Source organism: Arthrobacter sp. D1-29, assembly GCF_054130585.1.
Map to the genome: position 1 here is coordinate 79,772 of NZ_CP096383.1, position 25,050 is coordinate 104,821.

24 protein-coding genes are annotated in these 25,050 nt (G+C 64.5%); 16 read left to right on the top strand and 8 right to left on the bottom strand.

What is annotated here, in order from left to right; genetic code table 11:
- Nucleotides 1-144: 144 nt before the first annotated feature.
- Nucleotides 145-414, top strand: a complete 270-nt coding sequence (locus M1E17_RS00380) for a hypothetical protein (RefSeq protein WP_457964640.1) — start codon at nt 145-147, stop codon at nt 412-414.
- Nucleotides 415-424: 10 nt separating this feature from the next.
- On the opposite strand, the gene M1E17_RS00385 is transcribed toward M1E17_RS00380, so the two are convergent.
- Nucleotides 425-1,681 (bottom strand): D-arabinono-1,4-lactone oxidase, encoded by a 1,257-nt coding sequence (locus M1E17_RS00385; protein WP_457964642.1) that lies wholly within the window; start codon nt 1,679-1,681, stop codon nt 425-427.
- A 153-nt stretch (nt 1,682-1,834) separates the two neighbouring features.
- On the opposite strand from M1E17_RS00385, the gene M1E17_RS00390 reads away from it, so the two are divergent.
- Entirely contained in the window at nt 1,835-3,115 is a 1,281-nt protein-coding gene (locus M1E17_RS00390) for a glycoside hydrolase family 27 protein (RefSeq protein WP_457964644.1), read from the top strand.
- 76 nt (nt 3,116-3,191) lie between these two features.
- Here M1E17_RS00390 and M1E17_RS00395 read toward each other — a convergent pair whose 3' ends face one another.
- The gene (locus tag M1E17_RS00395) at nt 3,192-4,061 is read right to left on the bottom strand and encodes a pentapeptide repeat-containing protein (protein ID WP_457964645.1); all 870 of its coding nucleotides are present in this window, start codon (nt 4,059-4,061) and stop codon (nt 3,192-3,194) included.
- Nucleotides 4,062-4,376: 315 nt separating this feature from the next.
- Here M1E17_RS00395 and M1E17_RS00400 point away from each other — a divergent pair, with 315 nt between their 5' ends.
- From M1E17_RS00400 to M1E17_RS00420, 5 genes are all read left to right on the top strand, one after another.
- On the top strand, nt 4,377-4,757 hold the full coding sequence (locus M1E17_RS00400) for a hypothetical protein (protein ID WP_457964647.1): 381 nt from the start codon (nt 4,377-4,379) through the stop codon (nt 4,755-4,757).
- A 64-nt stretch (nt 4,758-4,821) separates the two neighbouring features.
- Nucleotides 4,822-5,544 carry a TetR/AcrR family transcriptional regulator gene (locus M1E17_RS00405; RefSeq protein WP_457964648.1) on the top strand — a complete coding sequence of 241 codons (723 nt, stop codon included), beginning with the start codon at nt 4,822-4,824 and terminating at the stop codon, nt 5,542-5,544.
- Nucleotide 5,545: 1 nt separating this feature from the next.
- Nucleotides 5,546-8,077 carry an MMPL family transporter gene (locus tag M1E17_RS00410; protein ID WP_457964650.1) on the top strand — a complete coding sequence of 844 codons (2,532 nt, stop codon included), beginning with the start codon at nt 5,546-5,548 and terminating at the stop codon, nt 8,075-8,077.
- Between the two features lie 90 nt (nt 8,078-8,167).
- Nucleotides 8,168-8,554 carry a hypothetical protein gene (locus M1E17_RS00415; protein ID WP_457964651.1) on the top strand — a complete coding sequence of 129 codons (387 nt, stop codon included), beginning with the start codon at nt 8,168-8,170 and terminating at the stop codon, nt 8,552-8,554.
- 33 nt (nt 8,555-8,587) lie between these two features.
- Nucleotides 8,588-8,881 carry a DUF4287 domain-containing protein gene (locus tag M1E17_RS00420; protein WP_457964653.1) on the top strand — a complete coding sequence of 98 codons (294 nt, stop codon included), beginning with the start codon at nt 8,588-8,590 and terminating at the stop codon, nt 8,879-8,881.
- Between the two features lie 78 nt (nt 8,882-8,959).
- Here the strand turns inward: M1E17_RS00420 and M1E17_RS00425 are convergent, their stop codons facing one another.
- From M1E17_RS00425 to M1E17_RS00435, 3 genes are all read right to left on the bottom strand, one after another.
- On the bottom strand, nt 8,960-10,879 hold the full coding sequence (locus tag M1E17_RS00425) for an alpha-amylase family protein (protein ID WP_457964654.1): 1,920 nt from the start codon (nt 10,877-10,879) through the stop codon (nt 8,960-8,962).
- Nucleotides 10,880-10,893: 14 nt separating this feature from the next.
- Nucleotides 10,894-11,598: an alpha/beta fold hydrolase gene (locus tag M1E17_RS00430; RefSeq protein WP_457964655.1), complete on the bottom strand. Its 705-nt coding sequence runs from the start codon at nt 11,596-11,598 to the stop codon at nt 10,894-10,896.
- An 83-nt stretch (nt 11,599-11,681) separates the two neighbouring features.
- Nucleotides 11,682-13,154: a glycoside hydrolase family 43 protein gene (locus M1E17_RS00435; protein WP_457964656.1), complete on the bottom strand. Its 1,473-nt coding sequence runs from the start codon at nt 13,152-13,154 to the stop codon at nt 11,682-11,684.
- A 310-nt stretch (nt 13,155-13,464) separates the two neighbouring features.
- Here M1E17_RS00435 and M1E17_RS00440 point away from each other — a divergent pair, with 310 nt between their 5' ends.
- The 6 genes from M1E17_RS00440 to M1E17_RS00465 all read left to right on the top strand — a co-directional run bounded on the left by M1E17_RS00440 (nt 13,465) and on the right by M1E17_RS00465 (nt 20,240).
- Nucleotides 13,465-14,796 carry an ABC transporter substrate-binding protein gene (locus tag M1E17_RS00440; RefSeq protein WP_457964658.1) on the top strand — a complete coding sequence of 444 codons (1,332 nt, stop codon included), beginning with the start codon at nt 13,465-13,467 and terminating at the stop codon, nt 14,794-14,796.
- A gap of 132 nt (nt 14,797-14,928) precedes the next feature.
- Nucleotides 14,929-15,831 (top strand): carbohydrate ABC transporter permease, encoded by a 903-nt coding sequence (locus tag M1E17_RS00445; RefSeq protein WP_457964660.1) that lies wholly within the window; start codon nt 14,929-14,931, stop codon nt 15,829-15,831.
- 11 nt (nt 15,832-15,842) lie between these two features.
- Nucleotides 15,843-16,796: a carbohydrate ABC transporter permease gene (locus tag M1E17_RS00450; protein ID WP_457964662.1), complete on the top strand. Its 954-nt coding sequence runs from the start codon at nt 15,843-15,845 to the stop codon at nt 16,794-16,796.
- A 2-nt stretch (nt 16,797-16,798) separates the two neighbouring features.
- Nucleotides 16,799-17,479, top strand: coding sequence for a YesL family protein (locus M1E17_RS00455; protein ID WP_457964664.1), 681 nt, complete (start codon nt 16,799-16,801; stop codon nt 17,477-17,479).
- A 135-nt stretch (nt 17,480-17,614) separates the two neighbouring features.
- Nucleotides 17,615-19,165 carry an arabinosylfuranosidase ArfA gene (gene arfA / locus M1E17_RS00460; RefSeq protein WP_457964666.1) on the top strand — a complete coding sequence of 517 codons (1,551 nt, stop codon included), beginning with the start codon at nt 17,615-17,617 and terminating at the stop codon, nt 19,163-19,165.
- Nucleotide 19,166: 1 nt separating this feature from the next.
- Nucleotides 19,167-20,240, top strand: a complete 1,074-nt coding sequence (locus M1E17_RS00465; RefSeq protein WP_457967916.1) for an arabinan endo-1,5-alpha-L-arabinosidase — start codon at nt 19,167-19,169, stop codon at nt 20,238-20,240.
- Between the two features lie 80 nt (nt 20,241-20,320).
- Here M1E17_RS00465 and M1E17_RS00470 read toward each other — a convergent pair whose 3' ends face one another.
- Entirely contained in the window at nt 20,321-21,328 is a 1,008-nt protein-coding gene (locus M1E17_RS00470; RefSeq protein WP_457964667.1) for a LacI family DNA-binding transcriptional regulator, read from the bottom strand.
- A 121-nt stretch (nt 21,329-21,449) separates the two neighbouring features.
- The gene (rsgA, locus tag M1E17_RS00475; RefSeq protein ID WP_457964668.1) at nt 21,450-22,634 is read right to left on the bottom strand and encodes a ribosome small subunit-dependent GTPase A; all 1,185 of its coding nucleotides are present in this window, start codon (nt 22,632-22,634) and stop codon (nt 21,450-21,452) included.
- 434 nt (nt 22,635-23,068) lie between these two features.
- Between rsgA and M1E17_RS00480 the strand changes: the two genes are divergently transcribed.
- The 3 genes from M1E17_RS00480 to M1E17_RS00490 are packed head-to-tail and all read left to right on the top strand — an operon-like array spanning nt 23,069 to nt 24,124.
- Nucleotides 23,069-23,293, top strand: coding sequence for a hypothetical protein (locus M1E17_RS00480; RefSeq protein ID WP_457964669.1), 225 nt, complete (start codon nt 23,069-23,071; stop codon nt 23,291-23,293).
- Between the two features lie 19 nt (nt 23,294-23,312).
- Entirely contained in the window at nt 23,313-23,699 is a 387-nt protein-coding gene (locus M1E17_RS00485) for a hypothetical protein (protein WP_457964671.1), read from the top strand.
- Between the two features lie 38 nt (nt 23,700-23,737).
- Nucleotides 23,738-24,124, top strand: coding sequence for a VOC family protein (locus M1E17_RS00490; protein ID WP_457967918.1), 387 nt, complete (start codon nt 23,738-23,740; stop codon nt 24,122-24,124).
- Here M1E17_RS00490 and M1E17_RS00495 read toward each other — a convergent pair.
- The gene (locus M1E17_RS00495; RefSeq protein ID WP_457964673.1) at nt 24,095-25,036 is read right to left on the bottom strand and encodes an NAD(P)-dependent alcohol dehydrogenase; all 942 of its coding nucleotides are present in this window, start codon (nt 25,034-25,036) and stop codon (nt 24,095-24,097) included. The genes M1E17_RS00490 and M1E17_RS00495 overlap by 30 nt on opposite strands.
- Between the last annotated feature and the right edge of the window lie 14 nt (nt 25,037-25,050).

Here is a 25,050-nt window from a genome sequence, read left to right on the forward strand (position 1 = left end):
CTCATCCCGAATCGGCCCGCGAACGGCCTTTTGCGGAAGAGCTGGGCAATGAGTTCCGCGGGTTGCCGCCTGGCGTTAATTCAACGTTCACCCGCCGGCTCTACGGTTTACCTCTAGCCATCACCCGTTGGGAGGGGACCCATCATGACCGATATAGCTGCTGTGCTTGGCAGGCTGTCGCAGGATGAGCTTGAAGAGCTCCGGACCATTGGACCCCAGGGGCATCTGCCAAAACATCTGGTTGCGGCGCTGGACACGGCGGCCGGCGGACCCGGTGCCGGACGGGGGTACTACGTTCCCACTGGAAGTGTCAGTGAGACCGGGGGCCCCCACGTGGCGCTCCGCAGCGATGTTTCACGCTGGCTCTTCCCGCCGATCCTTCACGCTGGCCAAACGACTCCTGAGGACCGGTAGGGTAACGCCGCTACCGGGCGCTCGCCGCGGGGACCCCCAGGATGCTGTCCAGCAGGTCGTTGCGGAACTTGCCCTCCGGATCATGTGCCGAGGCCAGTGACCGGAAGTCACCGAACCTGGGATAGAGCGCTTCCCAGTCGTGGCCGGCAGGGGTAAAGAGCTTGCCCCAGTGTGGCCGGGCACCAAACGGACGGAGCAGGTCCTCGAGCTCCGGAAGGACAGCCTCAACCTCAGCCTGCAGGGGCTTCCAGGTGAAATGCAGGGCCACGCTCTGTTGCCGGTAGAACGGGCTCAGCCAGAACTCGTCAGCCGCGCCCGTGCGGATCTCGGACACGAACAGCAGCGGCGCCACCTTGGCCGCCAGGGTGCGTACCGCCTGCAATGCGGCCGGCGCCTGCTCCAGTGGCATGATGAATTCACTTTGCAGCTCCGCGCCGTTGCTGGGAGTGAACTCGTGCCGGAAGTGCGGCAGGCGGTCCAGCCATGGCCCGGGTTCGTCCAGTTGGGGTGTGCACGTTTCCGCCGACATTCCGGGCAGGGGATGCCGCGCCTCTGCGGCCGCGGTGGCGCCAAAGAGCCCGGTTAGGGCAGGTTCGGAATCGAGGGCCTTCAGCCAGACCTGATCGATGACGTCTCCCGCGTAGTCAGTAAAGAGGCTGACGCTGTACGCGCTGGAGACCAGGGCGGAGAAGTTCTCCAGGGCACTGTCCCACGGCAGATTTTCGAGGACGCGCTGCCGCATGTGGAAGCTTGGCCGGACGGACAGTTCCAGTCCGGTGACGATTCCCAGGGCGCCGAGGCCTACAACACTGCCCAGGAACTGGTCCCCGTCCGCGGCGGACAGCGAGACCTGTTCACCCGAGGGGCGGACCAGGTCGATGCGTTTGACGGCGCCCGCCAGGGAGGGGTTGTTGACTCCGGAGCCGTGGGTTCCGGTCTGGATGGCCCCCGCCACGGAGATGTGGGGCAGGGAGGCCAGGTTGTGGATGGCGACGCCGGCCTGGTCCAGCCTGCGGCACAGCTCGCCGTAGCTGACGCCACCGCTCACCCTGACGGTCCGAGCCTCGGAATCCAGCTCGATTTCCTGCGGCAGTCCGTCGAGGAGCACGTGGACGCCGCTGGTGTCGCCCACCCGGTTAAAGGAGTGCCGGGACCCCAGGGCCTTAACCCGGCTGGCGCCTGCCACCACCTCAGCGAGTTCCTCCACAGAGCGTGGACGGCGAATCTCCGTAGAGGAGTATTCGAGGTTTCCTGCCCAGTTTTGCATTGACTCGACTCTCTGTTGGGGTGGGGTTGGCTCCATCAACACTCAACGCTAACAATCGCGGCTGTCAAGGCAGTTCCAGCCTTGGTAGCTCGTTCTGAAAGCCATTTCCGAGATGGGCTGGCGCCCCATTCTATATCGTTGTAAATTATCCCGATGACTCTCGCTCAGACACCGCCCATGGGCTGGAACAGTTGGGACTGCTACGGCACCACGGTCACCGAGGAGGAGGTGCTGGCCAACGCTTCTTTTATGGCTGAACACCTGCTGCCTCATGGCTGGGACACGGTGGTGGTGGACATCCAGTGGTACGAACCCGCAGCCCGCGCCGGCGGCTACAACGATGGCACCGCCCTGGAACTTGATGCCTTCGGCCGGCAGTTGCCTGCCGTCAACAGGTTCCCGTCGGCCGCTGAGGGAGTTGGCTTCAAGGACCTTGCGGACAGGATCCACGGCCTGGGCCTCAAATTCGGCGTACACATCATGCGCGGCATCCCGCGACAGGCTGTCAGGGACCGTCTTCCGGTGGAAGGCACGGACTTCACGGCTGACCAGGTTGCCGACCAATCGTCCGTCTGCAACTGGAATACGGACAACTTTGGGCTGAACCACCAGCATCCGGGTGCCCAGGCCTACTACGACTCACAATTGCGCCTCTTTGCCGCCTGGGGAGTGGACTTCGTCAAGGCTGACGACATGCTGGGTCCCTACTACGCGGAGGAGATAGCGGCCTACCAGCGCGCCATCTCGAATTCTGGGCGGGAAATTGCCCTGAGCCTGTCGCCAGGCCGCGCGCTGTCCCTGGCCCACCTGGAACACCTGCAGGGCAACTCACAGATGTGGCGGGTATCGGATGACCTCTGGGATGTCTGGGAGGACGTGGAGGCCCAGTTCGCCCGGATGGCCCGCTGGGCACCCCACCAGCGCGCAGGCGCCTGGGCAGATGCCGACATGCTGCCCGTGGGCAGGATCGCCCTCAGGGCCGAGCGCGGTGCCGAGCGGCTGAGCCGGCTGACCATGGATGAACAGCGGACCATGATGACCCTCTGGTGTGTGTCCCGGTCGCCGCTGATGCTGGGCTGTGACCTGCCGTCCTCGCCCCCGGAAACGCTTGAACTCCTCACCAACCGTGACCTCCTTGACGTCCTGAACGCCAGCCGAAACAACCGCGAACTGCTGCGGGACGGCGATCTTGTCCTGTGGGAAGCGGAAAGCGCGACGTCGGAGGACCGTTTTGTTGCGGTCTTCAACACCGGGACAGGGGACTTGGTCCGCTCGCTTCCGCTCGGTGACCTTGGTTTGGCCTCCGCATCATGGAAGGCGAGGGAGGCCTGGAGCGGCAACAACGCCGTGCCCAGCCTGAAGGATGGCCTGCCCGCGCTCGACGTGAAGCTGCCTGGCCATGGTTCACAGCTCTTCCGCTTCACGGCGGAATAGGCGCGAACGGACACTTAAGCCCCGGGGCTTAAGTGTCCGTTCGCGCGTCATCCAGCGTTAGGGAGAGCTCCCCTGTTTAGCCAACCAGCCAGTGCGACGGCGGCGTAAGGCGCGGCGGGAGGACGGTGGCCCTGTTGCCCCTGGCTGAGTTGAGTTGCGGCTGGGTGAGGAACAGCGCGGCGGAAAGATCAGCGCCGTCCAGCCGTGCATCCCGGAGGTCGGCCCCCAACAGGTCCACGCCGGCGAGGTCGGCGCCCCGGAGGTCGGCACCAATAAGATAAGCGCCCCGCAGATCCGCCCCGCAGAGCTGGCGCTGGCGGAGGTTGGCTCCCATCAGGTCCGCGCCCGGCTGCAGGTCCGGATCAAGGTGACCGCCGCCGTCGGCAAAGCGGGCCGCCCGCACCTCTTCGCTGATCTCCATCAAGGTTCCCCTGACTTCGCCGTGAAGGCTTTCCATGTCGCAGTTGAGGAGCCCGGAGACAGTCCCGCCGGCAATCGCCTCGATCCTCCCGGCCAGTTTCTTCGCATCCCCGGCGGCATAGGGATCGAACGTTCTTGCCTGGGCCTCGGCCAGGTGCCACAGCATTTCGTGCAGCTGCCTCATGGATTTGAACGCGGCGAACATGTCCTGCTGTGAGCCCGGGTTATCCCGCCAGCTGATGCCGCCGAAAAGCCGCTGCGAGACGGCCTGCCCCGCACCAAAGCAGTCAAAGACCGTGCAGCCGGAAAAACCCCTGGGCCGGAGTCGGTCATGAATGGTGCAGGAAAAGTCCTGGCCCAGGTTCCGGCAGGGTGTGCCGGCGGGCTTGTCGATGGCGAAGTCCGCGGAGCGGGTGAAGCCGAAGGCTGTGCAGCACAGGGCGAAGCAGCTGCCACAGTCAGGGCGCAGCCGGCCCAGGTCAAGGGTGGGGGTGGCGGGGTTCTGGGGTGTACGTGTGATGTTCATGGGTTCTCCCGAAGATGATTTCCGTCAGTGTGCAGGGGAGGAGGGGACTCAGCATTGAGTTCCCTTTTCGGGCACACGGAATCACCGCTCCAGCGAGCGTCCGGCAAAGGCTGCGGAGGCTCTGGGTCACGGAAAAACGGGTCACAGAGAAGAAAGAAGAATCACTGAAACTGAGCATACTCCCACACCGGCCATTGAAGCCTCCGCCAGGCCGGCAACTGTAGACGGGGCGCACCACGGGGATGACAATGATGGAAAGTGGGCTTTGACCGGGTGCAACGGCCTCCGAGGCCCACCAGCAGGCGAGGAGGAGTAATGCGAATTACCTTGATCAGAACCGCTTTGAGCCTAGGCCTCTTTGCGGTTTTCCTTCTTCCGGGACCGGCGCTGGCCATCACGGCAGAACCAGTTGCCGATACGCCGGCCCTGCAGGCAGCCGCTACGCAGACCCAGCAGCCCACGGCTACCCGGCAGCCCACCCCGACCGAAGCGCCCACAGGAGTAACGCCCGCCCCAACGGGACAAGCAACCGCCCCTGAAACCTCGCCGCCTGTGCCGGGGGAGGGTGACAGAACGGAGACTACGCAGACCGGCAATGACATGACGCCGCTCGTAGTGGGGGCGATACTGCTCCTCATCGTGTTGGCCGCTCTTTTCTACTTGTGGAGGCAACGCCGCACGGACACGGAGGTATGACCGGATCTTTGGCAGGACAAAAACATAGTTGCCCGTAGTGCAAGTTTGCACGTAGTGTAGCTATGTGACCTCTGAATCAACCACATCAGCCGAGCCGGCAGTTCCCCAGCTGTCCCGGCGCGAACTCAACAAAGCGGCAACCCGGCAGGCAATCACGGATGCCACCATGGAGCTTGTCCGGCAAAAGGGCCTGGGCAACTTCACGGTGGAGGACATCGCCGACGCCGCGGGCGTCTCGCGCCGCACCTTCTTCAACTACTACGCCAGCACCGAGGCGGCGATCGGAAACGTCACCCACGGTTTCCTGGACGTAGCGCTCCAGCAGTTCCGGTTGCGCCCGGCGGGTGAGCCGGTGATCGTTTCGGCAAGGGAAGCCCTGATGGCCCTTGCCGATCCCATGGCCGTGGCGCCCGTTGCCGAGCTCTTCAGCCTGATTCAGCAGAACCAGCAGCTCGCCCGTACGGAGCTCGAAGCGTGGGACCACTGCGCCGGGCAGATTATTGAGGCGGCACGTGAGCGCATTGCCGGGAACACCGGCGTCGAACTGGATGAGCTGTACCTCCGCGCGCTGGCAGGCTCGGTCATTTCCTGCGGCAAGGCCGCAGTGGAGGTCTGGTTTGCCCGCTGCGGCGCCGACCTCTCCGAGGCCTCCATGGCCACGCTCCGGCAACTGATGATCGATTCCATGGATCTGCTGGCCTGCGGTTTCGGCACAACGCCAGACACCTCACAGACTTCCCAGGCTGCTGAAACCCCGGCATCCGCACTTCCCACAGATCGGCACTGACATGGCCTTACTCCTTTACCGCCTGGGCAAGTTTTCCTACCGCCACCGCTGGCTAGTGATCTCGGCGTGGCTTGCCGTCCTCGTCGCCGTCGGCGGCTCGGCTGCCGCCTTCCACGGCACCATGTCCAACAACTTCCAGATCCCCGGGACCGAAACCCAGCGGATGCTGGACAAGCTGAAGGCAGACCTGCCGGCTTCCTCGGGCGGCACCGCCGGAATCGTTTTCGAGGCCGACGGCGATGGGTTCAGCCAGGAAGGCAAGGCCGCCGTGACTGCCGCGCTGGCCAAGCTGGGCACCCTGCCGGACGTCCAGGGAACAGTGGATCCGTTCGCCATCCAGGCCCAGCTTGACCAGGGAGCAGCGGACCTGGCAACCGGCGAGCAGAAAGCTGCGGCCGGGAAGGCGCAGCTGGACAAATCCGCCGCAGAACTCGCGGCAGGAGCTGCCCAGCTGGCCCAGGCTGAACAGCAGATGAAGGCCGCCGGGCTTCCCGACGCTGCCATCGAGGCCCAGCTGGGCCAGCAGAAAGCGGCGATTGCCGCCGGGCAGCAGCAGCTCGACGCCGGCCGGAAGGATCTCGAGGCGGGCACCGCTGAGCTGGAACTCGGCAAACGCCGGATCGCGGCTTCCGAAGGCATGCGTTTCGTGTCCGAGGACGGGAAGGCAGCCCTCGCCCAGGTGCAGTTCAAAACCTCCATCAATGCGATCGATCCGGCTGTCCGCGAGGAAGTCCAGGAGATCGCCCAGGAAGTGTCGTCAGCAGGCGTCACGTCCTACGCCAGCAAAGAGATCACCGAGGATGTTTCCGACCTGTTCGGAATTTCCGAGATCCTCGGCATCGCCATTGCAGCCTTGGTGCTGATCGTCATGCTGGGCACGCTGATCGCTGCCGGATTGCCGCTGCTGATGGCAGTGGTGGGAGTCGCCGTCGGCGTGGGCGGCACATTCGCCCTCACCAGCGTGGTGGATATGAGTTCCATTTCACCCATGCTTGCCCTCATGCTGGGCCTTGCCGTGGGCATCGATTACTCCCTCTTTATCGTCAACCGGCACCGGAACCAGCTGCTGGCGGGGATGGACGCGGAGGAGTCCGCCGCCCTGGCCACCGGCACGTCCGGCAACGCCGTACTGTTCGCCGGGCTTACCGTCATCATCGCGCTCGCGGCTCTGGTGGTGCCCGGGCTCCCCTTCCTGGCGGTGATGGGCCTTTCCGCCGCGGCCACTGTGGCAGTCGCCGTCGTGGTTGCCCTGACCCTCACCCCGGCCGTCCTGTCGCTCGTGGGCCGACGCCTGATCTCCCGGCGCAGGTGGGCGAAGGCCGAAGCGCACAACGCGGCACCCGGCCACGAAGAAGCAGACCGTACCAAGGAAGAGCACCGGAGCAGCCATGGCTGGGGAGGCCTGGTCACCCGCCACCCCATCCTGGCCCTCCTGGCCGGCGTTGTCCTGTTGGGTGTGCTGGCCCTGCCGGCCAGCCAGCTCCGGCTGGCCCTGCCCGACGGCGGCTCCGAGCCCGTGGCCTCCCAGGCCTACAAGGCGTACGACGCCACCAAGCGCAGCTTCGGCGAGGGCATGACCGGACCCATCGTGGTGGTGGGCGAGTTCCCCGCCGGCCTGAACGAAGCCGAAGCAGTGTCAAAACAGTACGACGTGGCCGACGTCCTGCGGGGTGTGGACAACGTCACGGCGGCCGTCCCGGTTGCGCTGAGCGAGGATCGCCGCACGGCCGTATTCCAGGTGATCCCGCGGGAAGGGCCCGCCAGTGCGAGCACCGTCCAGGTGGTCTCCGAACTCCGTGCGAGGAACGCCGAAATCAAGGACTCCACGGGCGTTACCGTCGGTCTCACCGGGCAGACCGCCGGCAACATCGATGTCTCCACGAAACTGGGCGACGCCCTGCCCCCCTACCTGGCGATCGTCGTCGGGCTCTCCCTGATCCTCCTGCTCCTGGTGTTCCGCTCCATCGTGGTGCCGCTGCTGGCCACGGGCGGGTTCCTGCTGTCCCTGGCGGCCGCGTTCGGAGCCGTCGTCGCCGTCTACCAGTGGGGCTGGCTGGGGACAGTGTTTGACGTTCCCAACCCCGGCGCGGTGCTCAGCTTCCTGCCCATCATCCTGATCGGCGTGCTGTTCGGCCTGGCCATGGACTACCAGGTGTTCATCACCTCCGGCATGCGGGAGTCCTACATGCACGGCGAAACCGCCAAACACGCCGTGCGGACAGGTTTCAGCCATGCCGCCGCTGTGGTCACCGCCGCCGCCATCATCATGGTCAGCGTCTTCTCCGGGTTCGTCTTCAGCCACCTGACCATGGTGCGCCCGCTCGGTTTTGCCATGGCGTTCGGCGTCCTGGTGGATGCGTTTGTGGTCCGCATGACCATTGTTCCTGCCGTCATGTACCTGCTCGGCGAAAAGGCCTGGTGGCTGCCCACCTGGCTGGACCGCATCCTGCCCGATGTTGACGTGGAGGGCGCGAAACTCCGGGCGGACATACCGCCGGCCGCGCTCAGGGAAAAGGAGGGCTCCATCCGCTAGGCTGGCGCCGTGGCTTGCTAGATGGATTCGGCCTGCCCAGATTCAGCATGCTGTGCGTGCCCGGGGAATGAATAACAGGATGGATTCTTGATGCCGTTGGATCAGCTAGCCGCGATCTTTGCCTGCGTGATTCTGGGTGGCCTGGCAGTTTTCCAGGCCGCACTGGTTGCCGGGGCTCCGCTGGGGAGAATGGCCTGGGGAGGGCAGCACGAAGTGCTCCCCGGCCGGCTCAGGGCAGGCAGCGCGGTGTCCATTGGGCTGTACGCACTTTTTGCCTACGCAGCCCTGGCCAAAGCCGGCCTGGCCCCGCCCCTGGTCAACGAATCCTTCACCTCGGTCTTTTCCTGGGTGCTGACAGGCTACTTCGCCCTGGGCGTGGTGATGAACGGTATCTCCCGGAGCAAGCCGGAACGCCTCGTCATGACCCCCACTGCACTGTTACTCGCAGCCTTGTACCTGGCGCTGTCCGTCAACTGATTGTGGCTCTATCAGAAGAAGAAAGGCACCAACATGTCATTCCAGGCTTACCTCGACGCCATCGAGGACAAAACAGGTCTCACCCCCAGGCAGCTTGTGGAGAAGGCGCGGGAGCGGGGCTATCACCTGCCTGATACGAAAGCCGCAAACATTGTTGATTGGCTGAAAGAGGACTACGGACTGGGACGTGGGCATGCCATGGCGCTGGTCCATGTCATCAAAAAAGGTCCAGTAATTGATGACAAACACGTCGGCTCCGCGGGCACCCATGCCGACGCATCAAATGTCCTGTGGCTTGACGGCAAAGCCACCAAGCCGTCTTCCTAGGCCCTGTACCCCGGTGCTCTGGGGCTCAGGCCGTGCGGTCCACCGCAGAAGGCGATCGCCGCCGGTCAGCAGCAGCTTCTAGGACGATTGCGGGTTCACCGGCACAACCCGGAGCCAGGCGTACTCCAGCCCCGGGAGGACTATTCCGTTGTTGAGGCTTACCGGGTTGCCGGACAGAATGTCCACGGCCTCCGGTGCGAAGCCTGAGAGTGTCCCGGCCTGGATGATCTGGGGATGGTCGCTGAAGTTGGCAAGGGCAAGTACCAGTGTTCCCTCGCCGGGCCGCTGGTAGCCAAGGACGCCCGGGTTTTTTGTGTCGAACGGAATGAGGCGGGTGCCTGCCAGTTCAGGGGTACTGGCCCGGGCATCCGCCATTCTGCGCAGGCCTGCGAAGATGGCGCCCTCGGGGGTTGACGGGTCATGGCGGTGTGCGTAGCGTTCGGCCGGAAAGTGGGGCCGGTGCACCCAGCGGCTGTCGGCTTCGTGGCCTTCCTCCGCGGCGTACTCGTAGTCATTGAGCTGGCCCACCTCGTCGCCCAGGTACAGCAGGGGTATGCCCCCGGTGCTGAATGCCACCGAGTGGGCCAGCAGGATCCGGTCCACCGCCTGGACCGAATCATGCTCCAGCCCGCAGAGCGAGGCAGTTGTTCCCGAGATGCGGCAGTCGCCGGTGTTGGGGTTGTCCTGGAAGGGCACACCGCGTGCGAAGCTGCCCGGGAAGCGGTTGACGTAGAAGGAGTTCAGGAACCGGCGATGGTCGAAGCCGTTGATTCCGAGCTCTGCGGCGTCCTCATCGCCGAACGTCCAGCCGATGTCGTCGTGGCTCCGGACATAATTCACCCAGGATGTCCCAGGGGGAATGTTGTGGCGGCGTTCCAGGGCCTGGGAGAGCAGCGAAACGTTCCGTGTGGCCAGCGACTCCCAGATGAGCGCCATTTGAAGCGGGTTGTAGGAGAGCTGGCACTCCGCCGGATCGATGTACAGGGCCACCTCGTCCGGGTGGACAATGGCTTCGGATTTGAAGAGCAGTGACGGGGCGGCCAGCCGGCAGACCGCGTTGAAGGCCCGCAGCAGGGTATGTGCCTCGGGCTGGTTTTCGCAGGGTGTTCCCAGCTTCTTCCAGATGAAGGCGACGGCGTCCATCCGGAGGATGCTGATGCCCTGGTTGGCGAGGAAGAGCATCTCGGCCGCCATTGCCCGGAACACTTCAGGATTGGTGTAGTTCAGGTCCCATTGGTAGGTGTGGAACGTGGCCCATACCCACCTGCCGTCGGGCAGCTGCACGAAGGAGCCGGGGTGGTCTTCCGGGAAGATCTCCCGCACGTTCTGCTCGAACGCGTCAGGCATTCTCCGGTCAGGGAAAATCCAGTAGTAGTCGCTGAAGTCCGCATCGCCGTCGGCAGCTTTCCGGGCCCACTCGTGCTCGTTTGACGTGTGGTTGAAGACGAAGTCCACAACCAGCCTGATACCGTTGGCGCGCAGTTCGGCGGCAAGCCCGCGCAGCTGTTGCATGGTTCCGAGCCGCGGATTGACCTGCCGGTAGCTGGACACCGCGTAGCCGCCGTCGGACAACGGTTCGGGTGCCAGGAAAAGCGGCATCAGGTGCAGGTAGGTAAGGCCCAGTTCCTTGAAGTAGGGGATACGGGCACGGACACCTTCAAGGTCGGCGGCGTACCGGTCCACGTAGCAGACCCCGCCGAGCATACGGTTGGACTCGAACCAGCCGCCGTCGCTTTCGGCGTCCTGGATCTTCAGGTCCGCCGCCCTTTCCTGCCAGGACCTTGCCGCCTCAAGCACAAGGGAAATCAGCTGATCCTGGAAGTCAGGCCGTGAGCCGTAGAGTGCGTGAAAAAGGCGCGCCAAGTCGGGGAAATGGACGTGGAAGCGCCGTTCGAAATCGGCCCAGTCCCCGTCCCCTGGACGGATGCCGGCTTTCTCTGCGACGGCGGTGAGCACCTTGGCGCTGTCGAAGTGTTCTGCGTTTGCGGGTTCAAGCATGGGTTTTTGCTCCTTCACACCTTGCGGTCCACCGCTGCCAGGATTGCCTGGCCCAGTTCCGCCGGTTTGGTGAACTGGGGCCAGTGCCCCGTGGGAAGGTCCACGTACTCCACGTCCCGGATGCGGGCCAGCTCCGCCACGTAGGGATGGCCGGCGTCGATCCACTCCTGAAGCAGTGAGGAGGGAAACTCGCACGCGATCACGGTGGCGGGGACGTCATAACGGCGCACGTCGTGCAGGTGTTGCTGATCGAACGCCACGCCCTTGGGCTGCGGGATGGCGCGGGCCCGGAATTGGGCACGAAGATCCTCCGTGAGGTCCGTGAGATCGGCGTCTTCGAAACCCTCCCAAGGCGGCAGGGGAATGTCGTCGCCCTCCGCCGGCAGCTCATCGTTGATGACGCCGCCTTCGCCCAGGGGGCCGCTGTCCACGTAGATGGCCCGCTCCACCCGGTCCGGCCGCGCGTCAACCACACCGTGGATGATGGCGCCGCCGCCCGAATGGCCCACCAGCACCACTTTCCCTTCCATCCCGTCCACGGCCTTCACGACGGCATCGATGTGGTCACGCAGGCCAATTCCGGCGCGCGGGGCGTCTGCAGACTCGAGGCCGGGAAGGGTGAGCGGATGGGGCGTGTGCCCTGCCGCCTCCAGGGCTGGCGTCACCTCCGCCCATGACGAGGCGTCCAACCAGAAACCGGGTACCAGGATGATGTCCATGACGGAACCCTACCCGGCCCCCGGCACAGCGTTAAGCCCCCACGCTGTGCCGGCCCATGGACTAAACCCGGAGTTTCAGGGCTTTACCGCACCGAAAGTCCGACGGCGTCGGTGGTCACCGAGCCGTGTGCGTTGTGGAAAACGGCACGCACCAGAAGCCCCGGCTCTGGGGAGTCGTCCTCCGTGGAAGCGGCCGCCAACTCGAGGGTGGACCGGTACGTGCCTTCGTCCGTCCGCTTGGTGATGGGCTGGGATTCGAGCTGCTCCCAGGTGGCCCCGCCATCGGAGGACGTCTCCCAGACAGCCACCGGGCCTGGCGTCCCGGTGGCTGTGGCGGCGAATACGGCCGTCTTCCCGGCGTTTATGGATACCGGCTTCGGCTGCTTCTGTACCGCCGGCAGCTCCAGGGTCTGGTCAAAAGCGGGCCAGCCGTCCACCCAGTTGATCTTCTGCAGGCCCAGGGTGGGGAAGTACGGGATGTCCTGGTTGGACCCGTCGTAGTAGTGGAACGCCAGGTAGTCGCCAAAAACCGACTGTCCGCCCGGGCCCGTGATTGCACCGTGCGAATCCAGCACCACAGACCCGCCGCCGCCGAACATGTCGCGGCCGTCCTTGTCCAGGTAGGGGCCCTTCACGGACGTGGAGCGGCCCACCGCCACTTTGTAGGTGGAGTCCCCGCCCCGGCAGCAGGAGTCGAAGGAGACAAACAGGTAGTAGTAGCCGCCGTGCCGGGTGATGTACGGCGCCTCGACCGGGTTGCCCGGCATAAAGCGGTCCGCGATGTTGACGGTCTTGGACTGCCAGTCGGCCACAGGCTTGCCGGTGGGCCACTCGATGGGCACCAGGAAGATCCCGTACCAGAACGAGCCGATGGCCATGTACGGGGTGCCGTCCGCATCTTCGATGATGCCGGCGTCGATCGCGTTGAACGTCTTGCCGGGGTTGTTCGGATCCAGCCCCGTGGCGGGGGAGGAGACCACCAGGCCCTGGTCCACCCACTCGTAGTCGGGGTCGTTGGGGTCAAGAGTGGTGTTGGTGGCGAGGGCGGTCAAAGAGTTGTTCCCGCCAAAGCGCGACGCCGAGTAGTACAGGTAGTAGGTCCCGTTGTGTTCGGTGATTTCCGGTGCCCACAGGTTGCCCGGCAGCTCGCCGTCGGCGAAGTGTTCATCAATCCACGCCGGAATCTTGTCCCAGACCGTGCCGCTGTACTCCCACGTCGTTCCCTGGTCCGAGGAGGACCAGATCTGGATGGTCCCGCCGTTCTCCCTGTTTAGCAGTCCGGTGGAATAGACGTACCACGTGCCGTCGTCGGCGATGATCAGCGCGGGATCGTGGATTGGCGAGGTCTGGCCCACCACCGTTTTGCCGCCCGGCAGGTCGGCCTGCTGCTTGTGTGCTCCGGCCTGCTTCTGGTCAGCAGCCAGCTGGTGTTCTATCGCTGGTCTGTTTTCAATGGCGGCGCCCGCGGCCGGCGGCAGCACCGCCGCTGTCAGCGCGATGCCGAAAGCCGCTGCCAATCCCGCTGCGCGCGTTGTCCAAGATCGTGACTTCGTCATCACGTGGTCCTTCCGAAAAGGGTGGTTGGGGGATAAGTCGACGACGGCAGCGGGGATGCGCCCGGCCGAAAAGTTGCAACGTTGTAACGAGAAATATGGCATGGGCCGGCGGGGGCGTCAAGGGAACGGGCCGCGGGCTTAAAAAGAAAACGCCGCGCCCCCTTGACGTTCTTTACATCGTTGTGTGAAAGTTCTTACAACGTTGCAAAAACAGTCTCGGATGCCTGTCCGCCGCCTCGCCGCTGCCAGCGGGACTGAGTCTCACCAGCAAGCAATCTTGATCCATTCACCCAACCGGAAGGACCACGTGATGACGAAGTCACGTCCCATGGCCGCTGCCTTGGCGCTTTTGACCGCAACAGGCCTGATGCTCGGCGGATGCTCCGCCCCAACAGGCGGGGATGCCGGCGAAAAGAAACTCACCTTTATGTTCCGTGGGGGTGAGGACGAAAAGAAGGCCTACGAAAAGGCCGTCGCGCAGTTTGAAATGGACAACAACGTGGACGTGGACATCATCGTCACCACCGCGGACCAGTACGCCACCAAGCTGAAGGCTGCCATCGCCGGCAAGCAGGTCCCGGACGTCTTCTACATCGGCCCCGGCGACGTCCAGGCGTACGTGCAGAACGGCATCGTCAAGGACATCACCGAGTACGTGGAGAAGTCCGACACCATCGACCTGGACAACATCTGGGAGTACGGCGTCGACAGTTACCGCTATGACGGAAAGCGGGTGGGCGAAGGTGCCATCTACGCCCTCCCCAAGGATGTTGGACCGTTCTCCTTCGGCTACAACAAGACCATGCTGGAGAAGGCAGGCATCCCGCTTCCGGACAAGGACAAGCCCTACACCTTCGACGAATTCGTGGCCGCGGCCAAGAAGCTGACAGCCGACACCAACGGGGACGGCGCCCTGGACCAGTGGGGCACCGGCCTGAACGTCCAGTGGAACCTGCAGCCGTTTGTCTGGTCCAACGGCGGCGACTGGCTCAACGAGGACCGCACCAAGGTCACGGTGGACACGCCGGAGTTTGCCGAATCCCTCCAGTGGTTCGCTGACCTGCAGAACGTCCACGGCGTGACGCCGTCCGTTGCCGAGGCACAGACCCTGGACACGTACCAGCGCTGGATGAAGGGCGAAATCGGCTTCTTCCCGATCGCTCCGTGGGACCTCTCCACCTACCAGAAGCTGGGCTTTGAATGGGATGTGATCCCGTACCCGGCCGGCGACACCGGCAAGACCGCCAGCTGGATCGGAACGCTGGGCGTCGCGGTGTCTGAGAGCACCAAGCACCCGGAAGACGCCGTGAAACTGGTGGAATACCTGACGGCCAACAAGGAAGCCCAGCAGAGCCTGGTGGATGCGGGTATCCAGATCCCCAACCTGAAGGACATGGCTGAGACCTGGGCCGCCGACACCACCACCAAGCCTGCCAACAAGGCCGAGTTCCTGCAGATCGTGAAGGACTACGGGCGGGCCCTGCCGGGCGGCAACACCTTCAACGCCGAGTGGTACGACGAACTCTTCACCAACATTCAGCCCGTGCTGGACGGCAAGCAGACCGCAGCCGACTACCTGAAGGAAGCCCAGCCGCGGATGCAGGAATTCCTGGACGCAGCCAACCAGCAGGCCGGCAGCTAACCCCCACACCAGGTGTCGCGGCTGCACCGGAAGGCAGCCGCGGCACCGTTCCACCCGTCTTTTGAAGTGCTGCCCTTTGCCGGGCAGCACCGTCCCGAATCAAAGCAGTCCCGAATCAAAGAGGATCCAGCGATGTCATCAACCATCACGCGCCGCTCGCGGCTTCACCGGAAGGAACACCAGGCCGCCCTTGTCTTTGTTGCCATACCGGTGATCGGGTTCCTCCTCTTTACGCTTTTCCCCTTGCTGTTCTCCGTGTATGCGTCCTTCACCAACTGGAACGGTATCTCCGCTCCGGTGTTCAAGGGCCTGGACAACTACACCAAGATGTTCGGCGACAGGTATTTCCTGAAGTCGCTGTGGAATACCGTCTTTATGATGATCGGCATCCCCGTGGGCCTGGTCATTTCGCTGGCCCTGGCACTTGCCATGAACCGCAAGATGCGTGGCACCACGTTCTTCCGCACGGTCTACTACCTGCCGGTGATCTCCTCCATCGCGGCCGTGGCCATCCTGTGGCAGTGGGCCTTCAACGGCGATTTCGGCCTCATTAACCAGGGGCTGGGACTGCTGGGAATCGACGGCCCCAACTGGCTGCAGGACACTGCCACCGTGAAGCCTGCCCTGATCATCATGGCGGTGTGGAAGGGGCTGGGGTATTCGATGCTGCTTTACCTGGCCGCCCTCCAATCGGTGCCCCGCTACCTGTATGAGGCCGCCGCCCTGGACGGCGCCTCGGCCTGGCAGCAGTTCCGCCACATCACCATTCCGATGGTCCGGCCGGTTACTTTCTTCCTTATCGTCACCAGCATCATTGGCGGTTCCCAGATCTTCGTGGAAATCAACATCATGACCCCCACCGGCGGCCCGGAGTTCGAGTCCGCTTCCATCGTCTGGTACATCTGGCAAAAAGCGTTCGACAACCTCCAGATGGGCTACGCCTCCGCCATGTCCGTGGTCCTGGGGCTGCTGGTCTTCATCATCACTTTCATCCAGTTCCGGCTTAACCGCCGCAACCAGTTTTCGATCGATTGAGGCAGGCAGTCATGTCCGCGCAGAATGTCATCACCACCCCTCCGCTGAAAACCACCGAGCCGATCCCCGGCCACCGGCGGGACAGAACCGGCAACCAGCCGCACCGTGCCAAGGATGGCCAGCGTTCGACCAAAAACGGGCTCAGGCTGGGCAATATCCTGACCACCCTGATCCTCAGCGTGGGCGCCATCATCATGATCGCGCCGCTCGCCTGGACCTTTTCCACGTCACTGAAAACCAAAGACGGCGTGTTCGAGCTTCCGCCGCAGTGGATTCCGGACCCGTTCGTCTGGGAAAACTATGCGCGGATCTGGACGGCCGGGCCGCTCCTCACCGGCATCCAGAACAGCCTGATCGTGGCATGCTCCGTCACCATCATCGGTTCCCTGACCTCGGCGCTTGCCGCCTTCGCGTTCGCCAAGATGCGGATGCCCTTTAAGAACGTCCTGTTCCTGGGGCTGCTGTCCGGCCTGATGATCCCGTTCCCCACGCTGATGATTCCGCAGTTCACCATCTTCGCCAGCATCGGCTGGGTGGACACCCTGCTGCCGCTGATCGTGCCCGGGCTGTTCGGCAACATCATCATGATCTTCTTCCTGCGCCAGTTCCTGAACAGCGTGCCGGACTCCATCGTGGAGGCGGCAAGGATCGACGGCGCGTCCTACCTGCAGATCTTCTGGACCCTGATCATGCCCGCCATCCGCCCTGCCCTTGCGGCCCAGTTCATCCTCTGGTTCATGGCCATGTGGAACGACTACCTGGCACCGATCATCTACCTCAACTCGCCCGGAACGCAGACCCTGCAGCTGGTGATCGCCAACTTCAATGCCCAGTACGCCATCCAGACCGATTACCCCCTGATCATGGCGGCATCGTTCATCGCGCTGCTGCCCGTCCTGATCGTTTTCATCGTGTTCCAGCGCCAGATCATCGAATCAATCGCCCTCTCGGGATCCAAGGGCTGACCATGACGGGCAACAACCTCGCCGTTACACCGAACGAATTGCATCTGGGCTGGGCCGGCCGGGTGATGCAGTGGCTGGGTTTCGCCACCCGGCTGGTGCTGGTGAACATGCTGTTTGTGGCCGGGGCGCTGGCTGGACTGCTGGTTTTTGGACTGTTCCCCGCGGCCGTCGCGGCCACCACCATCCTGGCCAGGCTGCGTGCAGGGCTTGCCGGGGAGCATCTGGTGCGTGACTTCATCAGCGTGTACCGCTTCCAGTTTTGGCACGCCAACCGGGTGGGCAGCATATTCTGGCTGGCCGGCGTCGTACTTGGCCTTAACGTCCTCAGCGTGCTGGGACCGGAGGGCGCCGTGTTGCTGTCCTCGCCAGTCCACGCCGTCCTTCTTCTTGTGGCGGCGATGGCAGGCACTGCCACCTTCCTGGCGGCCGCGACGGCGGTGGCCATCTGCAGCCGCTACCGTGACTCGATAGTACGGACCTGGCGGACGGCCTTTGTGCTTCCGCTGGTGTCGCCCGTGATGAGCATTTCGCTGCTGCTGAGCCTGCTGGCATGCGCCGTCATCTTCTCCGGAACGACCGTCCTGCTGCCGCTGGCAGGGGCATCGGTTCCCCTGCTGCTTTCCGGATGGCTGGTGGAACGCCGGCTTTCCACCCTCCAACAGGGGCGCACCGTCCCCGCCTGACACGTTCAAGCCCTATCCACACGCTCTTGCCCAACCAGGTAGCGCCAACTGTCGTTTAGACAGCTCAAAACGACACTTGGAGCTACCCAGTTGGGCGGGGCTTTTACTACAACGTTATACAGAACAGGAAGAACCGTGACCATCACCTCCGCTGCTGCTGAACAGACCGACTTGGCTGTTGTGGCACCCACCGTCATCACCATCGACAGGTCCGCCGTCGTTGCCCCCGTCAGCCGGCGCATCTTCGGCTCCTTCGTGGAGCACCTGGGCAGGTGCGTCTACGACGGCATCTACGAGCCCGGGCACCCAACCGCCAACGAGGACGGATTCCGGCTGGACGTCATCGAGCTGGTCAAGGAACTCGGCTCCAGCACCATCCGCTACCCCGGCGGAAACTTCGTTTCCGGCTACCGCTGGGAGGACGGCGTGGGACCGCGGGACCAGCGGCCGGTCCGCCGCGACCTCGCCTGGCACTCGCTGGAATCGAACCAGGTTGGCCTGGACGAGTTCGCCCGCTGGTGTGAGCTCACCGGCTCCGAGCTGATGATGGCCGTGAACCTGGGCACCCGCGGCATCGACGCCGCCCTTGACCTGCTGGAGTATGCCAACCACCCCTCCGGCACCGCCCTCAGCGAGCAGCGCATCGCCAACGGAGCCAAGGATCCCTACAACATCCGGATGTGGTGCCTCGGCAACGAAATGGACGGCCCGTGGCAGATCGGCCACATGTCGGCAGACAGCTACGGCAGGCTCGCAGCCCGTACGGCGTCCGCCATGAAGACCGCGGACAAGGACCTGCAGCTGGTGGTGTGCGGCTCCTCGAGCTCCTCCATGCCCACATTCGGCGAATGGGAGCGGGTGGTCCTGGAGCACAGCTACGACTACGTGGACTACATTTCCTGCCACGCCTACTACCAGGAGCGCAATGGCGACCTGGGCTCCTACCTCGCATCCTCGCTGGACATGCAGTACTTCATCGAGACCGTGGTGGCCACCGCCGACCACGTCAAGCACAAGCTCAAGAGCAAAAAGACCATCCAGCTCTCCTTCGACGAGTGGAACATCTGGTACCTGGACGAGCACCAGGCCTCCGACGAGGTCAACGAGGAATGGACCCACGCCCCGCGCCAGCTGGAGGATGTCTACTCCGTGGCCGACGCCGTGGTGTTCGGCAACCTGCTCATCACCCTGCTGAAGAACCACGACCGCGTGGCTGCGGCCTCGCTGGCGCAGCTGGTGAACGTGATTGCGCCCATCATGACCGAGCCCGGCGGCGACTCCTGGCGGCAGACCACGTTCTTCCCGTTCTCCGTCACCTCGCGCCTGGCCCGTGGCGAGGTGCTCCGCCCGCGCATTGAGGCAGGGACGTACACGACGGCGGTCTATGGCGAAGCGCCGCTGGTGGACGCCGTGGCAACCGCCGACGCCGCCACCGGCCAGTCGGCGCTGTTCCTGGTGAACCGCAGCCAGACGGAGGCGATCGACGTCAGCATCAACGTTTCAGAGTTGAAAGCCACCGTGGTCACCGAGGCCGTCACCCTCCACGACGAGGACGTGTACGCCAAGAACACCCTCCAGGACCAGAACCGTGTGGGCCTGAAGCAGCTCAACGGTGCCGTCCTGGAGGAGGGCACGCTCACGGTGACGCTGCCGCCGGTGTCCTGGTCCGCCGTCGCGCTTGGCTGACGTGCGCTCCCGGAACGTTAGCCCTGCAGCCGGCCGCCTCCCGGGCCATTCTTCATCAGCGGTCCTTCACCTCAGGGCGGTGGGGCTGGCTGCGGCGCTGGCCGCCGTCGTCGTGGTCCTGTCCGCGTGTGCCGCCGTTCCCGGCGCCACAGCCAAACAGGAACCAACGGAAGCTGGGCTGACCGGGGATATTTTCACCCACGATCCTGCCCTGGTGAAGGGCGGGGAGGGTAAACCCTGGTTCATCTACTCCACCGGAAACGGCCAGGTGGCGGACGGAAACATCCAGATCAGGCGCTCCACCGATGGCAGGAACTGGGAATACGCCGGCGAGGTCTGGCAGCAGAAACCGGCCTGGCTTGCGGCGGCGGTTCCCGGTGTGGACAACCTCTGGGCGCCGGAGCTGTACCACCAAAACGGCACCTGGTACCTCTACTACTCCGCCTCCACCTTCGGCAAGAACCTGTCCGTGATTGCGCTGGCCACCAACACCACGCTTGACCCGGAGGACCCGGGCTATGAATGGGTGGACCGGGGGCAGGTGATGTCCTCGAAGGGGGAGCGGTTCAACGCCATTGATCCCGGCATTGCCGAGGACGCGGACGGCACGCCGTGGATGACCTTCGGTTCGTTCTGGACCGGGCTGCAGCTGGTGGAGCTCGAGTGGCCCAGCGGGCTGCCCGCGGCGGGTGCAGAGCCGGTGACAATAGCCGACCGGAAGGCGCCGCCGAATGCGATCGAGGCGCCCTACATCCTGCCGCACGACGGTGCCTTCTACCTCTTCTTCTCCCGCGATTTCTGCTGCCAGGGGCTGGAGAGCACCTACAACATTGCCGTCGGGAAATCGGACAGCATCAACGGCCCGTATGTGGATGCCGAGGGCAAGGCACTGCTCGACGGCGGCGGCACACCGCTGCTGGGCACCGACGGCGGGCGCGTGGGGCCGGGCGGCCAGTCCGTTTCCGGCGGCACGCTCGCATTCCACTACTACGCCGAGGAACTTGACGGCGCCTTCCGGCTGGGCCTGGCCGAGCTGGAGTGGAAGGACGGCTGGCCCACCGCCCGCTGGCAGTAACCACCCGAGTTTTTGTCCAGTTACGGCGACTTCCGGTCGGTTTAACTCGCCGTAGCTGGACAAAAACTCTGAGGGGGGCGTCAGCTCGCCGTTGATTCCCGCGGCACCACGCGGAAGGCAGCTTCGATCTGACGCGGCGCGCCGCCATCCGGGTTCTTAATCCGCTCCATGAGCATCCGGATGGCGGTCTCCGCAATCTCCACCCGCCCCGGGTCCACGGTGCTGAGCGTGGGGAGCGAATAGCGGGTTTCGTCCAGGTCATCGAAGCCGATCACGGCGACGTCGTCCGGCACACGGAAGCCCGCTTCCTGCAGGACCCGCATGGCGCCCTGCGCCAAGGTGTCGTTCAGCCCGAACACCGCGTCGAAGGATGCGCCGCGGTCCAGCAGATCGTGCATCGCCGCAGCGCCGTTGGAGCGATGCCAGTCCCGGACGTAGGCAACGAGCCCGTCGTCGTACGGGATGCCCCGGGCCTCAAGCGCCTCGCGGTAACCGCGGAGCCGCAGCCCGGCAGAACCAATGACTTCCCCCTGGTGGGCGCCCACCACGGCGATTCGCTTCCGGCCGATGTCCAGCAGGTGGTCGGTGGCTGCCCGCGCCGCGGTGACGTTCTGCATGGTGACGTGATCCGAGCCGCTGCCGAAGATGCGTTCACCCAGCAGGACAATCGGCACGTCGGCCTTAACCAGGTCGGCGTCTTCCTGGCCCATGGCGAGCGGGCTGAAAATCAGGCCGTCCGACATCTTGAGCCGCGGGCTGGACATCACTTCGAGTTCCCGCGCGCGGTCAGCGCCTGTCTGCTCGATCAGCACCACCAGGCCGTGCTTCGCGGCGGCTTCGATCACGGCATCGGCCAGCTCGGCGAAGTAGGGCAGGCTGAGCTGGGGGAGCGCCAGGGTGACGGCACCTGTCTGTCCGGAGCGCAGGCTGCGGGCGGTCAGGTTGGGGCGGTAGCCCAGCTCGGCGATGGCCTGCTCCACTTTGGCGCGGGTGGTGTCCCGGACATGCGGGTGGTTGTTGATGACGTTGGAGACCGTCTTGAAGGACACGCCGGCGACCCGGGCCACGTCGTGAAGAGTCGCTGCCATGGTGGATCTCCTTGCTAAGGTTCCCGGCCGTTTGGCCAGCTAGGAAAATATTACAACGTTGCATGTGCCGGACGGCAGCGGGAAGCCCTGCCGCACAGAGCCGCGCAGGGCTTCCCGGTGTTTAGCGCCGCTTCCGTTTAGACCGCTGTTCCTCTTGCCGCTCCGACCTGGCCCGCTCCGCGGAACGCTGGGATGTCCCTCCTCCCACCACCTTTTGGTGCCACTCGCGCTGGTACGCCCGGGTGGCTGCGGCATCCTTGCGGCGGGCAAGTGCTGCCAGTTCGCGCTGGAGTTTCAGGTAGTTGTTCCAGCGCCGGTCCTCGAGCGTGCCGTCGGCGAGGGCCTGCCGCACCGCACAGCCGGGCTCCCGCTCATGGGCGCAGTCCGAAAACCGGCAGAGGCCGGCCAGTTCGTCCACGTCGCCGAACATCTGCTCCATCCCGTCGTCGGCGTCGAAAAGCCCAAACCCGCGGACGCCGGGAGTGTCCATCAGGACGGTGCCGTCCGCCAGAGGCACCAGTTCACGGGAGGTGGTGGTGTGCTTGCCCCTGAAGTCACCGGAGCGGACGGCGCCAGTGTCCTGGACGTTGTGCCCCACCAGCGCGTTGATCAGGGTGGATTTGCCGGCACCGGAAGGCCCTAGGAGGACCAACGTGCTGCGCGCCGGCAGGCGGCCCAGCAGTTCATCGATTCCGTCCCCATGCTCGGCGGAGGTGGTGACCACCTCAACTCCCGCCGCCTGCAGGATGACCTGCCCGACGACGTCGTCCGCTATGTCCGCGAGGTCCGCTTTGGTGACGATCACCAAGGGAACGGCTCCCGAGTCCCACGCGGCAACCAGGGTGCGTTCGAGCCGGTTGTGCGTGAGCGGCCGGTCCACCGGCACCACCACGCCGATCACGTCCATGTTTGCGGCCAGCACCTGGGCGGCCGACGAGGCCTCGAAGGCGCGCTTTCGGCTGAGTTCCGAGCGCCGGGGAAGGATCGCGACTATCTGCCGGTCACCGGCACGGTTGGGTCCGATCCATACCCAGTCGCCCGTTACCGGCACGCCGGCATCCAGCGGGTAGGGCAGGTGCAGGAGTTCCGCGCCGACCGCCACCAGCACCATGCTGCGGTCCACCCGGACCACACGGCCAGGCTCGCAGGCCGTACTGCTGACCGGGGGCGGATTTTCGTCGAAGTGCCGTTCCACGGCGGGGTTATAGCCGTACAGGCTGGGCCCGTTGTGGCCGGAAGTGGGCCCGTTGTGGCCGGAAGTGGGTAAAGCAATGCTGTCCAGGCTGTTGCCTGAAGAATTTTTCAATGTGATACCTCGGGGAAAAGTCCCCTGGCACCGGCCAGTACCCGGGCTTTGCCCAAGGAGTGATGGCGTGCGCGGTCAGTGCCCTACGCGGTGCGGCTGGAGACGGGGGTGGTTAGGGTGATGGTTGCAAAGCGCCCGGGGCGCGCGGCAATGACAGTCATCAAAAACACCTCCGCTCTCTCGTGTGGTCCATCGAAGTGAATTACCGGACCGGTCCCAACTTTAGCCTCCACCTGAGGGTTCCGCCAGAGGCGGCGTTCCATGGACTCCATTCCAGGCGGGCGGCCGCTGTGAGCCCGCGAAAGCCTGAATGAACTGGTGACCTTAGCGACTGAATATGGGACGATGGTTATCTGCTCCAGCAGTGGCGGCAATCGGCGAGAACGATTCGAACGCCCGGCCGGGGGGCCGGCCTCAGCAACAAGGTACCCCTGATGGAAGATCCACGACTGACGGCCCGAAGGCTTATTGAGCAGGATGCGCGGTACCTCCGTGAGCTGTGGCTCAGCTACTGGTCCAACGGCGGCGAGGCACAACTGCTTGAGTTCGAGTCGTACCTTCACGGCGTGTACGAGCGCAGCGAATCGGACCTGAAGATTCTTTCCTGGGCGATACACGACGTTCAACCCTCGAGCAGGCCGCCACAGCGCCGCTACTGACCCATGATTAGCTGGGCGCATGGAACTGATTTTCGTGCGCTATCAGGCAAGTGCCCCCAACGCCCGTGGACGGTACCCGGGGATCTTCGCCTTGGCGAACGGTCTGGCAAGGGGCGGCAGGCTCAGCGGTGAGGACTGGGCTTCCTGGCGCGCCGCGAACGATCACTACGACGCCGCCTACACGGACCCTTCGACAGTTGACAGGTCCGTCTACGACCCCCACATCAACCCGTCGGCGCAGTCCTGGTTCAAGGGCAGCGCCGCACACCTGCTGGAAGGAGTGGCTTTTTACACGGATCTTCTGGGCCGGTATGACGTTGGCTGGCAGGTGCTCTATTCCGCCAACCCAGGAAAAATCCTGTACGAAGACGATGTGCAGGTAGTTGTTGCACCTTATGAAGGATGATGGACCATCACCGCGGAGGAAAAATGGACGAAGGCCGAATAACCCTGCTGCAGGTTGCCCAGCGGGCCACCGACCTCCAGCGTGCTGCCGGCTTCTACACAGACCTGCTGGGCCAACCTCCCACAGCACTCTTTGATCCTCCCGGCCTGCTGTTCTTTGACGTTGACGGTGTCAGGCTCCTGCTCGAAAAGGGCGCCCAGTCCGCGGTGCTTTACCTCCGGGTGGCTGATGTCAGGGCCGAGGTAGAGCGCCTTAAAGGCCTGGGAGTGGAGATCGTGTCCGAGCCGCATGTCATCTTCAGCCATGCCGACAGCACCCTGGGCCCGGCCGGAACCGATGAATGGCACGCGTTCATCCGTGACAGTGAAGGAAACACTCTGGGGCTGGTCAGCCAGTTAGCCCCCGACGGCGGCACGCTGGCCTGAGTGCTCAATGTCAGGTGTGGCAACGCCGCCAAATATCTGCAAAACGACGCTTCCCTTCTTGCGTCCCGTATCGACAAACCGATGGGCCTTCACGACGTCGGCCAGCGTATAGGTGCGCTCTATGACGGCCCGAAAACGCCCGGCTTCGGCCAGCTGGACGAGGTACTCGAGATCCTTGGCGGTGTACTGGACGTTGCCGGCGCTGACCAGCTTCCCGCTGATCCGGCTACGCCACGACGACCAGATGATTCCCTTCAGATCCGCGACCACCAGCAACAGCGAGCCGCCGGGCTTGACGGAAGCCGCCGCCCGCTCGAAGGGGGCGTTCCCCGCACAGTCCATCACGGCGTCGTACGTGGTGGCCTCTGCGGTGAAATCAACCGTGGCGTAATCAATCATCCGGTCCGCCCCGAGCGAGGTGACGAGTTCCCGCCCGGCGTCACTGCAGACAGCAGTGACATGCGCGCCGAGCTGTTTGGCGAGCTGCACCGCTGCCGCGCCCACAGCCCCGGACGCGCCGTTGACCAGGACAGTGTCACCCGGCTTTAGCCCCGCGCGGTTGAGGAAAACGAGGGCTGTCAGTCCTCCGAACACCAGGGTCACCGCCTCCTGGAACGTCATGTTGGACGGTTTGGCCGCAATGGCGGCTTCAGCAGGGAGGCATACGTACTCTGCGTGGCCGCCGAACCTGCTGCCCAGCATCGCGATCACCTCGGTCCCCGGCCTGACTGATGTCACCCCCGCGCCCACAGCCTCAACAACGCCGGCGACGTCCATGCCCAGGACGGCGCGGCGCGGTGTGAAGACGCCAAGGGCCAGCGCAGCAAGCAAACCCAGCCCGCGCGGGACGTCGCGGCTGCGCGCGCGGAGGTCGGCGGCACTCACCGTGCTCGCGTGGACTTTGATCAGCACTTCCCCCGGTCGCG